This window comes from Bacillus sp. 7_6_55CFAA_CT2, from assembly GCF_000238655.1.
GTDB classification, from domain to species: Bacteria; Bacillota; Bacilli; order Bacillales; family Bacillaceae_G; genus Bacillus_A; species Bacillus_A cereus.
In genome coordinates this window covers 520,324-532,925 of sequence record NZ_JH414709.1, presented here as the reverse complement: position 1 = coordinate 532,925, position 12,602 = coordinate 520,324, and the positions used below count along the sequence as shown (strand labels likewise).

Here is a 12,602-nt window from a genome sequence, read left to right as displayed (position 1 = left end):
ATCAGTTCGCACTATAGAATACAATAATGCATCGTGTTGCTTATTTCCTTGATGAATATATCCGCGCAATAGCCCTTCCTTTTGGAAGCCAATTTTAGATAACATTCTACAAGAAGTAACATTTTCAGGATATGTAATAGCTCCAATTCTAAACAAACCTAAATCTTTAAATCCATAATTAATAATTTCTCCAGCTGCTTCTGAAGCATAACCATTTCCCCAATAGCGAGGATGCAGATCATATCCAATCTCAGATCGTTTACTCCATAATTGTAAATTGTTTAGTCCAATTGTTCCTATTAAAACGTTCGTTTCTTTTAACACAATTCCCCATCGTATTGCCTTTTTCTCAAAGTAATTTTTTGAAAAAGATTCGATCATACGTGAAGCTTGTCCAAACTCCGTAAAAGAATTCATACCGTAGTAACACGTCACTTCATCCAATGAAAAGATTTCATATATTTTTTGACAATAAGATTGTTCTATTTCAACTAAACGTAAGCGTTCTGTTTCTAGTATAGGAAATGCCATAGGATCACTCCTTTCTCTCTACTCATTCATTATATCAGAAAAAATATGTATAATTAGTAAAGTCCTTATTGTTCCATAAATCAAACATTTCTAATGGCACATTCTCTCTTAATTCTATATACACGAATTAGATACCTTCTGATTGCACCTCAAACATGACGCTATAATTTCCATAAATCGAATTTTAAATTATCAAGAACTGTAAAGAAATTGTTTCTTCATTTTCTCCTTCTAAACAACCAACCTACCCCATACATTTATGGTAAAATATAGTTAATGTATTATTTTATTGTGGAGGGGAAGATTTCCTATGTATATATTCATCGGCTTATCCCTCTTACTCATATTACTTATTTTTTTATTCGCAAAAAAATTCACACCAAACTCATTCATGATGACTAGCTTTAAAGGTAATAGCTTTAGGACATTTTCAATCGGTATTTTAATCGCTGCCATACTCTCACTTTCATATGGAACTTATCATGCGGTAACATATCAACCTAGTTATTTAGATATTAAATTAAAAAATCAAAACTATACTGTTTTCGGTAATGTAGGCGAATTCGGTTATTTCTCCGAAGAATTATTAAAAAAAGATACAGAAGTACAACTATATTTTGTCTCTTGGAAAACAATACAGTTAAAAAATCCGGTAATACTTATAGAATATCCTTCAGGAAAACAAGAAACATGGAAGCCAAATATCATATCAATACCGGTAAATAAATTACAAGAAAAACATGATATAAAAGATATTTATCAACTATCACCGTATTCATTTAAAGAGTCTGGAGAAATAACATTAACATTAAAAGAAAACAATGTAAAAAACAATACAATTTCCATTCAAATAAAATAAATAAAAACTGTTCCTCCATTTTGCTGAAGGAACAGTTTTTATTTATTCTACAGTATTATTTATTTAATGTAGCCATTATTTCATTGGCTATATTCTTTCCATTTCCAATACACGCACCAATTCCAACACCATAATATGAGGCACCAGCTAAATATACATTTGGATAAAGATTCGTCATTTTTTCTTGCAATGCTTGAACCGCTTGATTATGTTCTAAATGATATTTCGGCATTAAATCTTTCCAATTTGTAACTTCGACTACTTCTGGTTCACCTTTAATTCCGAGACTCTTTTCAATATCATATAAAGCTACTCGTACTAATTCTTCTTCACTATAATTTTTGATTGTTTCATATACCGGATTGGTGCTCTTATAAAACATTCTTACTAATAATTTTTGTTTACCCGATGTATGTTTCCACTTTCGACTTGTCCATGTACAAGCATCACAATGTAAATCACTGTTTTCCGTTACAATAAACCCTGTGCCGTCAGCTGGTAGTTGTTCATCTAGTATGTCAAATCCTAAGTAAATACTTATAAGAGATGAGTTTTTAAATGTATTAAACTGCTCATTTAACTCATTAGGCTGTAATAAAGTTTGTGCTATATCATGCGGAGCTGCTAAAACAACATAATCAGCTTGTATTGTTTCATGATTTACAAAAGAAATCTCATATCGATCTTCTTGTTTACTTACAGCCGTCGTTATAGCACCTTTTTTTACGACAGTTTCAGTGAGCACTTCTTCTAAGCGATTAATTATCGTAGATAGTCCACCTTTAAATGATACGAATTTTTTATTTCCTGCTGATTGAAATTGTTTTTTATTCTCTTCAAAACCTTTAATAATACTTCCATACTTATTTTTATAATCCAGTAAATACGGTAATGTAGATGCCATTGTAAGCTCATTCAATTTACCAGAATATACGCCTGAAAGTACAGGAGCAATTTGTCTTTCCACTAACTCTTTCCCTAAGAAACTTTCTAAAAATAGAGCAAGTGATGTATCTTTCGTAAACTCTTTATTTTTCGTTATGAAATCTTTTAAAGCTACGATTTTCCCTTTCGTTGAGACTAGCGTACTGCTAAACAAAGACTGGGCGCTCATCGGTATCCCAAATATAGTATCAGAAGGAATCGGATGTAACATGTTTTCAGAATATATGTAAGAAATACCTGTTTCATTATATACCATTTCATCTTCTAAATTTAAATCTTTTACAAGTGGCATAACATATTCATTACGAGCAACGATTGAATCCGCTCCTGACTCCATAATGAAATCCTTTTCTTCCACACTATGGATTTTACCACCTAAATACTCTTCTTTCTCAATAAGAATTAAATTTAAATCGATATTATAATCCTTTTTTAATTTTTCTAAATAAAACATAGTAGAAAGTCCCGTTATACCTCCACCGATAACAACAACTGTTTTCATATGTGCTGCGCTCCTAACCGATACAATTAATAATTCCTTTTTATTATAACCAAAAGTCCTTATATTCGACTAGCAAGTTGCGCATTCTGTAAGAAATTAGACAATATATTTTAATATATTTTCAAATTACCTAATAAAAAAGAACTATAACATTTACAAACCCCGTCATAGTTCTCTTTATTTTAAAAACATAAAGTAATTGATTAATTTGTCTAGTTCTTGACTCAATGCCAATACTTTTTCATGTTGAATTCCATAATCCGATACTAAATATAAAAGTTCTTCTTTTTTTATTTCAATTACTTTTTCCAATTTCGCTAGTTCCATGTCGTTTTACATCTCTCCAAAAATAAAATATATGTATTTCAGTATAGCCTACTTACATAATTAGTAAAAGTAAAATACACATGTAAAATCTTACATATTTGAAAAAATAATATACTACTAACAAAAAAAGAAACTAGATTAAACATCCTTTTACAGATCATTAACGTTCATTAAGAATGAATAACATAACGGAATTTTTCTAATGTGATATCTTTATAATTTGGAGCTCTCTGTATATGATTAAAATAACTATATGAGAATTTAAATACATGACCAAAATCCCAATCGAATTCACTATAGTCTTTTATCCAAAATATATTTTCAGTTGGTAAAATATTTGCACGTTTAGATTGAATTAAAGGTAATCGATCTATAGGTGAGTGTAAAGTTATTTCCGTATTCAGCTTGAGCTTTTGGCTAGCTCTTAGTACGTATACTAGTTTTAACAGCGGACGTATCCCTCGTTGAAATATATCTATATGTCCTAAATCGTACATTATATTAATTGCGTGGGAGTATGTAAGCAAATGCCCAATTAAATCATGATGTGATTCCGCTCGATAAATACTATTAAATTTCGATAACTCATTTAAAATGAACTGAGATACTTGTGTTGGATTACTCAATTCACTTTGTATCTCCTCTTCAAAACTTAATTGTTTTACTTCTTTCGTCGTATAACCAATCCACGATCTACCTGGAATTGTTTTTCGAAATGATAAAATAAGAGTAGTAATCCCTTCAATTGCTTGATTATCACCCCATTTTTGTAGCTCTTTCATAGCTAATAAACTTAATGACGCATAAATGACGTTATGCCCCACCCAATGAAGCTCATCAATCGTTTGTTCTAAAGATTTTATAATCATATTTTCCGCAATTTTAAAATCTATTTCTTTTTTATCATCAATCATCTCACCAATTTTTTTCTTGTTCAGCATCATCCTTGTTTGCGAATACATATTACGAGCTGTTTCTTCATCAATATTATTATCTTTCATAAAAAAATAACTAGCAATTGCAGCTGCTCCAAAATGCGCATGCCAAATATCATTTGTTTCTTTTTTACATTGAGAAATAATTGAAAGGCCGCCTTTTAAAATACTTTTGTTTTCCATTTTCTTTCTCCTCTAGTTAAAATCACTATATTTTCATCCTAAAGATGGTGTCAGTACAAATAAAATGTGATTCGATTCATCACTTTTATTCAAAAATCGATGCTTCACATTTGGTGGAATACGTACAACATCACCTTCTTCTAAAAAATATTCTTTTCCCTCCAATTCTACGTACACTTCCCCTTTCATAATAACAGCAATCTCTTCCTTATCTTCATGGGAATAATGACTTTCTGTTGTGTTTGCTTGTTTATTTAAATCCATCATTAACATTTCAATACGTGCTTTCATAAAATCAGGTGTTAATACATCATATACAATGTGATCATTGTTTTCCCGATATACTTTTTTTCGATCTTTTTTCTTAGAAATGAGCGAATCTGTATCGATATCATTAATAAAAAGTGTAAACAGCGGTACATTTAATGCTTTTGCAATTAACTCCAAAACATTTAAAGAAGGATTAGCATGTCCTCTTTCAATTTGGCTAATTAGTGATGTACTAATCCCTGCATAATCAGCGAATTCACGAATTGTCATATTATTTTTCTTACGATAACTTAATACTGTTTGTCCAAGCCTATCATGTATCATAGTAAAACTTCCTTTCGTCCATCATAATGCATATTTCATTGTCTTTGTGCTGACATACTAAACAAAGGCAAATAATCCTTTCCTATTATCTCCGGGACTTATATACTTACTTTTGTACATTATATCGCATTAAGTTTATTATAATAAACATTCTATCGGAGGAACAAACTTTGAAATCACCTATTCTTTCATATTTCATCTTATTTTTTGGTGTATTCGCCTTATCAACTTCAGCAATTTTTGTAAAATTGGCAGATGCTCCTGCGACAATCATTGCTGTTTACCGATTATTCTTTGCCACACTGATCCTGTTACCGTTATTACTATTTAATAAAAATAGTCGAAATGAGCTAAAAACTTTAACGAAAAAACAATGGACATTCGGATTCACATCTGGGCTATTTTTAGCTGCACATTATGTACTATGGTTTGAATCATTACAATATACTTCTGTAGCAAGCTCTACAGTTATCGTAACGTTACAACCTTTGTTCTCAATGATTGGTGGTTATTTTTTATTTAAGGAGAGATTTACGAAAGGAGCGGTTATTGGTTGCCTCATCGCTATTTCAGGTAGTATCATCATTGGCTGGCAAGATTTCAAAATTAGTGGAGAAGCTTTATATGGAGATATTTTAGCATTTATCGCTGCCGGTATCATTACTGCTTATTTTTTCATTAGCCAACACGTTCGTAAAGATTTGTCACTTATACCCTATTCGGTAATTAGTTATGGAAGTAGTGCTGGCTTTCTTAGCATATTTGCTTTCATGCAACAAGAATCTTTCATCCATTACTCTACACAAACTTGGTTGTGCTTTATTCGATTAGCTTTCATTGCTACAATTTTAGGACAAACCATTTTTAATTGGTTATTAAAATGGATGAGTGCTACTGTAATTTCAATGAGTATTTTAGGTGAAACAATTGGCACTTGTATGCTAGCGTACTTTATATTACATGAGACTATTTCTTTACAACAAGGACTAGGAATTACTGTTATTTTTATTGGTTTAGTATTATTTTTATTACAGCCAAATTCTAATGAAAAAGCATGACAGTATACTGTCATGCTTTTAACTATTCATTATGTACAATTAAACCATTCGGTCTAAAACGACTCATCATAATTTCATTAATAAACTTTCCGTGAGCTTTCAAATTCCCTATCTTTACTCCCTCTTCTACAAATCCAAATTTTTCATATAAAGCTTTTGCTTTTGGATTCGTTTCTAACACACCTAGTTCTACTCTCTCTAACATTAACCAATTATCAGCCAGATCAAGCATCTTCATAAGAAGTGCTTTCCCAATTCCTTTATTATGATATTCACTGTCTACCCCAATGAATAAATCGCCTGAATGAGATCTTCGGCCCGGACTTTGTGTTAAACCTACAAATCCAACAACTTCTCCATCATATTCTGCAACAAATTCAAATTGATTTGGTGCTAAATTTCGAATTCTATTTTCCATAGCTTCTACACGCATGCTAGGTAAGAAAACCATATACGGTAAAACGTCATCCTGTATACATATACGATGAATTGCTCTAGCATCTTGTATTTCTACTGCTCTAACGTTGATCCCCATCTTTCTCTCCTCCGTATAAATAACAATATATTTGTTTGTGTGTATTCTAGAAACGTGTATGAATGACCTTCTCACTCGTATTTCTTTATGTCATTTTTACATAATTATTTTGATATAACACTTAATTTTCAAAAAGATTAACAACTATATCTATATGGTTAACTTTTCACTTTATTATATAAATTAAGCAAATTTTCGATCAGAATACCATTTAGTTTCATGCCGACTATATCACAATTTTCTATTTCAATATTTTTCAGATTACTATTACTTATGGTGCTACCTTCCAAATCACATTTATCGAATAAAATAGGCTCCTTCTCATCTCCGAGACTTGTATTTTTAAATTGCACTCCACCTAAAGTCACCAAATTAAATTTACTACCAGAAAGATTTAAATCTGCATATGATGACCATCTAAAATTTATATTTCTAAACTTTGATTGACTTACATTACAATTACTCATATTCGTATTCATTATATTGCTACCAACAAATGAACTGTTTTTTAAATTCACTTGATAATACTCTGTATTTGCTAAATTACAGTTTTCGTATTGACTATTTTTCATATCTTTATTTGTAACTACACTCTCTTTATTTGAGCTTGTTTTTATTCTTTTCACGTAACAATACTCATCTTCCGATTCAAAAATCATTTGGTAGCCCATCTTTTTATAAAAGTGATGATTATTAATTTGTCTACTAGATGTTTCGAGATCCCAAATCTTTATGTTTGGATATTCCTTTTCTATTAATTTCATAACATGTGATCCAATGCCTTTTCCTTGATAAACAGGATTTACAAAAATACGATCAATTCGACCGTACGACTTACCAGAAATCGTAACTATTATCCCTCCGATTATTTCTTTATCCATTACAACTTTGAAAGAATCCAATTCTTCAATGGAATATTCCATCATTTCAACTGAAGAATATCCTGGCGGTTGAATGTTATAATCAATGACATCATCTTGGCCGTATAGCCATTGTTTTGCTTCTGCATCAAATGTTCTTTTCATTATTTCTGTTAATTTCTCAGCATCTAAAATTGTAGCTTTTTCTATAGATATCATTGTTGTTTTCCCCTTCATTATTACAAACCAATAATTTTTGTGAATGCCATAATTATCAATTCACTTTTGTTTTTAATGCTTTTCCCATTATTACATATGGAACATCATTTTTACTTGGATGAAATGGCTCCAATACATTTATCCAATCTAATCTTTCATATAACGAACGTGCTTTTTCATTGTTTATTTGTGTTGTTAAAACACTCGTTCTATTTGAAACTCCTTCTAGTAATTTATTATGTAATTTCGTTCCAAGACCTTTATTTTGATATTGTGGGTGAACTGCTAACTCTACAAATTCAAAACAATCTTGCAACCATTCGTCTACTTGCTCTAGATGTAACGCTTCTCTCATTAATTGATTATAGTACTGTCCCTCCATTGAGCGATAACCATAAGTAAAACCAACTACTTCATTTTCATCATTTATTGCTACTATACCTTTAAAACCTGTATATTCTATATGCCTATTCATTCGCTCGATTATTTCATTGAAATTTATTTTCTCAAATACTTTACAATACAATTTTGCCATATCCCCAATTAAGATTTCATCTTTTTCAATGCTTACGAATTTCACTTTATCCCCCCCTGTTAAACATTTACATACTTAAAATTTTAAAAACAAAGAAAATTAATACTAATCACTCTCTTTACTATTAAACTACAAATCACCCTATATTTTCCACAATTACTTAGTATTAATGAATAAAAGAAGAGACCATGTAATATAAACATGTTCTCTTCTTTTATTCATTTTCAATTTTATTCCGCTATTTGCCGGGCAGTAAGACCCCCACCTCAAAATTCAGCGAAAGCAAAGAAGTTAGGTGGGGGATCAATTGCCCGTAAAATCCCGATTGGTGAGGGCTGACCCCCCCCACTGATTAAAGTTTCACTTTATATAATTAAAAATTAGATATTACTTAAGCCACTCATTGCAAGTATTACTTAACTGCTGTAAATCTTCTATAAATTGACTCGCATCATATCCATCACAAACCGAATGATGTACTTGCAATGAAACTGGTAGCATAACCTTATTTCCTTCGTTAAAATATTTCCCACAAGTTATAATTGGCAATAGAAAATTTTCATCATTATTAATATTAAGATTAAATCCAGTAAAACTAGTCCAAGGTATGCTAGAAATCGGAAATACATTAGGAGGAATATTTTCTTTCGTGAAAAGACCATGAACACTAGCATAGCATCTCATATCGTCTTCATAATTTTTATAGAAAGTGCGGAAATCACTTGAATAATCCGTCCATATACTTGAAAAAGACTTATCATCTTTATGAAAGATTGTATAACTCGGTATCATTTCCTCCCAATAGCCTAAAACTCCTTCATCGTTAAAACATGTTCGAAATTTTTTATGATTATTTACTACTCTAGAAATTAAATATATAAAAACGGGATAAAATTTTATTCCCTTTTGATATACTTCCTCTAATAACATCGTGATATCAACATTAACAGTCATACTAAATGTACATTTCAACTTTAAATAATGCTCAAAATACTGCTCTCTATTCCAATCTTCTCTATCAATTACATGAAACTTCATTCTAATAGCCTCCTAAAATTTTCTTTTTATTTTAGAAGGCTATTTCCCTTGCTTTCACCATAATTGTTCACTCCTAACAGTTTACATTTCACCCTAATTATTTATTTAATTATATAACATATGTAAGAATCAATTCACATATTTCTTGAAATCAATCCACATACTATAGATAAATCAAATGAAATTTGGAGGATACATACATGAATAACAAAAATATGAATAAAAAGGAAAATGTTACTGAAAATACTACATCTATTCAAAATAATAATACTGCAAACCTTACTATTGAAGAACAAGCAATGAACGGCTTATACGGAATGCCCGAAACAACAATTGAAGATGCTGATCACGCTGCAGCTGATGATTTGACTTCAAAAAATTAATTAACTACATTGAAAAAAGCCAAGGAAAATACCCTTGACTTTTTTCACTATGCATCCACCTTTTGTATTTCTTCACTCTTTCTTGAAAGTTTACCTGGCCAAAAAGCAAATCGGCCTAACACAACTGTAATTGCGGGTACAAGTAACGGTCTTACGATAAACGTATCTAGTAATACGCCAATTGCAGTTACAATACCAAATTGAACTAATACTTGAATTGGAAGTGTACCTAACACTGCAAAAGTTCCTGCTAAAATTAAACCTGCCGATGTAATAACACTACCTGTTTGTATTACACCATTTTTTACTGCATCCAAGTGATTTTGTGTCTTTCTGTTTTTCCATATTTCTGAAACCATAAAGATATTATAATCTTCACCTAAAGCAACTAAAAATACGAATGCGTACAACGGTATCGCACCTTGAATGGCCGGCGCTCCCATACCGTAATGAAGCAATATCCATCCTGCTCCTAACGCTGAGAAGAATGATAAAACGACAGTTACAATTAAATAAACCATCGCAACAACCGATCGTAAGTAGACAAGTAATAGTAAAGCGATAATGCTAATCATTACTGGAATAATTACTGATTCATCACGTTCAGTAATTTGCTTTGTATCATATAATGAAGCTGTTTCTCCACCAATCCACAATTGCTCTTCAGCATTACTAATCCCAGCACCTTTTAATACTTTTTCTACATTACTTTTCAATTTAGGAATTTGATCTAACGCTTCAATTGAGTATGGATTTTCCGCTAAAGAAACTTCATACATTTGTATTTGCTTATTTTCTTTTCCCTCTTTTGGCTCTTTCACTGTATTTACGAAAGAAAATTTCTCTAGTTCTTGTTTAATAGGAAGCTCTTTTCCTTTCGTATCAACAACCACTTTTACTGGTGCTAGTTCACCAGCCGAGAAATGATCACTAATTAACGTAAACCCTTCGCGAGAAGGCATATCCTTTGGAAACGATTCTAATAAGTCATATGTGTATTGAATACGTGGTACGAACGAAGCCAATCCACCTAATACAAACACAGTTAGCATAATTATTGTCCACGGTCTTCGTACTACTACATCTCCAAGTTTTTTACTAAAGGAGCCTTTTGATTTTTCAACTTTTACAGCCCTCTTTTTCTTTCTTGCAAACTCCTCATTCATTGAAGTTGTTCTCGGTATAAACGGGAAAAATGCAATCCTACCGAAAATTAATAATAGTGCTGGTAAAATCGTTAAAGCCGCGATTCCCATTATAAATACAGCAACACTAAATGGTACTGCAAATCGATGAAAGGCACCATAATGAGCAAGTAATAATGTCCCTAATCCAAGTACAACAGTTAACGCACTCATTATTATTGCACCGCCAGAAGCTTTAATCGCAAGTTGTAATGCTTTATATTTACTTTCTTCTTCTAACAAGTACTCTCTATATCTCGAAATTAAAAATAGACAATAGTCCGTTCCAGCACCAAACAATAATACTGTCATAATTGATATCGCTTGGGCATCTACTTTAATCCATCCGTGATCAGCTAAAAAACCGAGTGTAGGACTAATAATACCGTATGCAAAGCCAACAACAAGTATAGGTAAAATCGCTAAAATTGGTGAACGATACAGTAAAATTAACAAAACTAACACTAGTAGTACAGTAGCCACTAACAATTTCACATCTGCTTGACTAAATAAACTAACTGCATCCGTTTGAATACCTACAGGTCCAGATAATCGAACATGTAAACCAGATTCACTTATTTTTTGTTTAAATGGATCTTCATCCACCTTACTATTCACTATTTTTCTAAACTCTTCAAGATTTCCTTTTAATATATCCGTACCAGCAGATTTATTAAAGAATACCGGTGTAACAAATGATGTACCATCTTTTGATGCACTTTTTGATAATACTTGCTCTGGAATTGTATCAAATGGCGGTAACGTTGATTGTTCTTTTAAAGGACTAGCTTTTAACTCTTTATAAACGTCTTGTATGAGTTTATAATCCTGTGACTGTAATCCACCATCTCTATACCATACTACTAACAACGGATTCCCTGCATTATTCGGAAACTCTTTTTTCATAAGCGCTTCCGCTTGCTGTGACATAGCTGTTTCAGGTAAATTTTTTGGATTCGGTTCTTTCGTACTGTTTACTTGTGGTAACGTAAATGAAAGTAATAATGTAATAAGAACCCATACCGATAAAGTGATCCATTGCGTATTTTTTCCTGCTACAAGCCTCCCTAACATATGTAACGGGTGCTTTTTCATAAAAACCCACCTTCCTTTTTTCCTTCATTATTAATTATATATACTGGTAGGTTAATTAATCAAGAATGATTGAAAATTATGTTATAATTATCTCAAGAATAAATGTCAGGAGCGAATGGATTTGGAACAAAAACAACGTCCTCTCGGAAGGCCACGGCAAAATAAAAATACAAAATCTACAAAAGAAACCATTTTAGAAGTGGCAACTCGCTTATTTCTTACACAAAATTATCAAGTCGTTTCTATGGGTGAAGTCGCAAAAGTTTGTGGTGTTACGAAAGCAACCGTCTACTATTACTATTCAACAAAAGCCGATTTATTTACCGCTACTATGACCCAAATGATGATACGTATACGAGAGAATATGTCTCAAATACTCTCTACAAACAAAACTTTAGAAGAAAGATTATTAGACTTCGCCAAAGTTTACTTACACGCAACGATGGATATTGATATGAAAAATTTTATGAAAGATGCTAAAATGTCGTTATCTGAAGAACAATTGAAGGAATTAAAAAATGCTGAAAATAATATGTATGAAGTGCTAGAAAAAGCACTCGATACTGCGATGCACATGGGAGAAATTCCGAAAGGAAACGCTAAATTTGTGGCTCATGCTTTCGTATCTTTATTATCAATTGGGAATTTTAAAGATGAAAATCACAATCCTATTCTGGCAAATATAGATGAATTAGCACAAGAAATCGTTTCTTTTTATTGGAATGGGTTAGGTCATTCATATTAAACTGATTTACTTTAATAAAAGAGCATGTTTAATTTTTTCAAACATGCTCTTTTATAATTTATTTATATACTAAT

Annotated in this window: 14 protein-coding genes; 4 read left to right on the top strand and 10 right to left on the bottom strand. The window is 31.4% G+C overall.

What is annotated here, in order from left to right:
- The coding region (locus tag HMPREF1014_RS11815; RefSeq protein ID WP_000885390.1) for a GNAT family N-acetyltransferase at window positions 1–531 on the bottom strand (531 nt) is incomplete at its 3' end.
- Window positions 532–841: 310 nt separating this feature from the next.
- Here HMPREF1014_RS11815 and HMPREF1014_RS11810 point away from each other — a divergent pair.
- Entirely contained in the window at window positions 842–1,390 is a 549-nt protein-coding gene (locus HMPREF1014_RS11810) for a hypothetical protein (protein ID WP_000275249.1), read from the top strand.
- A gap of 55 nt (window positions 1,391–1,445) precedes the next feature.
- Here the strand turns inward: HMPREF1014_RS11810 and HMPREF1014_RS11805 are convergent, their stop codons facing one another.
- The 4 genes from HMPREF1014_RS11805 to HMPREF1014_RS11790 all read right to left on the bottom strand — a co-directional run bounded on the left by HMPREF1014_RS11805 (window position 1,446) and on the right by HMPREF1014_RS11790 (window position 4,876).
- Window positions 1,446–2,837 carry a protoporphyrinogen oxidase gene (locus HMPREF1014_RS11805; RefSeq protein ID WP_000860360.1) on the bottom strand — a complete coding sequence of 464 codons (1,392 nt, stop codon included), beginning with the start codon at window positions 2,835–2,837 and terminating at the stop codon, window positions 1,446–1,448.
- A 177-nt stretch (window positions 2,838–3,014) separates the two neighbouring features.
- Window positions 3,015–3,164: an aspartyl-phosphate phosphatase Spo0E family protein gene (locus HMPREF1014_RS11800; RefSeq protein ID WP_000417698.1), complete on the bottom strand. Its 150-nt coding sequence runs from the start codon at window positions 3,162–3,164 to the stop codon at window positions 3,015–3,017.
- Window positions 3,165–3,334: 170 nt separating this feature from the next.
- Entirely contained in the window at window positions 3,335–4,282 is a 948-nt protein-coding gene (locus HMPREF1014_RS11795) for a hypothetical protein (protein WP_000428899.1), read from the bottom strand.
- Window positions 4,283–4,315: 33 nt separating this feature from the next.
- Window positions 4,316–4,876 carry a helix-turn-helix domain-containing protein gene (locus HMPREF1014_RS11790; RefSeq protein WP_000581029.1) on the bottom strand — a complete coding sequence of 187 codons (561 nt, stop codon included), beginning with the start codon at window positions 4,874–4,876 and terminating at the stop codon, window positions 4,316–4,318.
- 170 nt (window positions 4,877–5,046) lie between these two features.
- On the opposite strand from HMPREF1014_RS11790, the gene HMPREF1014_RS11785 reads away from it, so the two are divergent.
- Window positions 5,047–5,934, top strand: a complete 888-nt coding sequence (locus HMPREF1014_RS11785; protein WP_000841813.1) for a DMT family transporter — start codon at window positions 5,047–5,049, stop codon at window positions 5,932–5,934.
- A 22-nt stretch (window positions 5,935–5,956) separates the two neighbouring features.
- On the opposite strand, the gene HMPREF1014_RS11780 is transcribed toward HMPREF1014_RS11785, so the two are convergent.
- From HMPREF1014_RS11780 to catA, 4 genes are all read right to left on the bottom strand, one after another.
- Window positions 5,957–6,469, bottom strand: coding sequence for a GNAT family N-acetyltransferase (locus HMPREF1014_RS11780; protein ID WP_000512617.1), 513 nt, complete (start codon window positions 6,467–6,469; stop codon window positions 5,957–5,959).
- A gap of 158 nt (window positions 6,470–6,627) precedes the next feature.
- On the bottom strand, window positions 6,628–7,566 hold the full coding sequence (locus tag HMPREF1014_RS11775) for a GNAT family N-acetyltransferase (RefSeq protein WP_025118050.1): 939 nt from the start codon (window positions 7,564–7,566) through the stop codon (window positions 6,628–6,630).
- 37 nt (window positions 7,567–7,603) lie between these two features.
- On the bottom strand, window positions 7,604–8,128 hold the full coding sequence (locus HMPREF1014_RS11770) for a GNAT family N-acetyltransferase (RefSeq protein WP_000673965.1): 525 nt from the start codon (window positions 8,126–8,128) through the stop codon (window positions 7,604–7,606).
- Between the two features lie 342 nt (window positions 8,129–8,470).
- On the bottom strand, window positions 8,471–9,121 hold the full coding sequence (gene catA / locus HMPREF1014_RS11765; RefSeq protein ID WP_000668533.1) for a type A chloramphenicol O-acetyltransferase: 651 nt from the start codon (window positions 9,119–9,121) through the stop codon (window positions 8,471–8,473).
- Between the two features lie 200 nt (window positions 9,122–9,321).
- On the opposite strand from catA, the gene HMPREF1014_RS11760 reads away from it, so the two are divergent.
- Complete coding sequence (locus tag HMPREF1014_RS11760) at window positions 9,322–9,504, top strand: DUF4021 domain-containing protein (RefSeq protein ID WP_001060657.1); 183 nt, start codon at window positions 9,322–9,324, stop codon at window positions 9,502–9,504.
- A gap of 47 nt (window positions 9,505–9,551) precedes the next feature.
- Here HMPREF1014_RS11760 and HMPREF1014_RS11755 read toward each other — a convergent pair whose 3' ends face one another.
- Window positions 9,552–11,783 (bottom strand): MMPL family transporter, encoded by a 2,232-nt coding sequence (locus tag HMPREF1014_RS11755; RefSeq protein ID WP_000716581.1) that lies wholly within the window; start codon window positions 11,781–11,783, stop codon window positions 9,552–9,554.
- 121 nt (window positions 11,784–11,904) lie between these two features.
- On the opposite strand from HMPREF1014_RS11755, the gene HMPREF1014_RS11750 reads away from it, so the two are divergent.
- Window positions 11,905–12,528 (top strand): TetR/AcrR family transcriptional regulator, encoded by a 624-nt coding sequence (locus HMPREF1014_RS11750; protein ID WP_000436044.1) that lies wholly within the window; start codon window positions 11,905–11,907, stop codon window positions 12,526–12,528.
- Window positions 12,529–12,602: the final 74 nt, after the last annotated feature.

Coding starts and splice junctions, on each gene's coding strand:
- HMPREF1014_RS11810 (WP_000275249.1), top strand. CDS start 842: ATGTATATATTCATCGGCTTATCCCTCTTACTCATATTACTTATTTTT.
- HMPREF1014_RS11805 (WP_000860360.1), bottom strand. CDS start 2,837: ATGAAAACAGTTGTTGTTATCGGTGGAGGTATAACGGGACTTTCTACT.
- HMPREF1014_RS11800 (WP_000417698.1), bottom strand. CDS start 3,164: ATGGAACTAGCGAAATTGGAAAAAGTAATTGAAATAAAAAAAGAAGAA.
- HMPREF1014_RS11795 (WP_000428899.1), bottom strand. CDS start 4,282: ATGGAAAACAAAAGTATTTTAAAAGGCGGCCTTTCAATTATTTCTCAA.
- HMPREF1014_RS11790 (WP_000581029.1), bottom strand. CDS start 4,876: ATGATACATGATAGGCTTGGACAAACAGTATTAAGTTATCGTAAGAAA.
- HMPREF1014_RS11780 (WP_000512617.1), bottom strand. CDS start 6,469: ATGGGGATCAACGTTAGAGCAGTAGAAATACAAGATGCTAGAGCAATT.
- HMPREF1014_RS11775 (WP_025118050.1), bottom strand. CDS start 7,566: ATGAAGGGGAAAACAACAATGATATCTATAGAAAAAGCTACAATTTTA.
- catA (WP_000668533.1), bottom strand. CDS start 9,121: ATGAAGTTTCATGTAATTGATAGAGAAGATTGGAATAGAGAGCAGTAT.
- HMPREF1014_RS11760 (WP_001060657.1), top strand. CDS start 9,322: ATGAATAACAAAAATATGAATAAAAAGGAAAATGTTACTGAAAATACT.
- HMPREF1014_RS11755 (WP_000716581.1), bottom strand. CDS start 11,783: ATGAAAAAGCACCCGTTACATATGTTAGGGAGGCTTGTAGCAGGAAAA.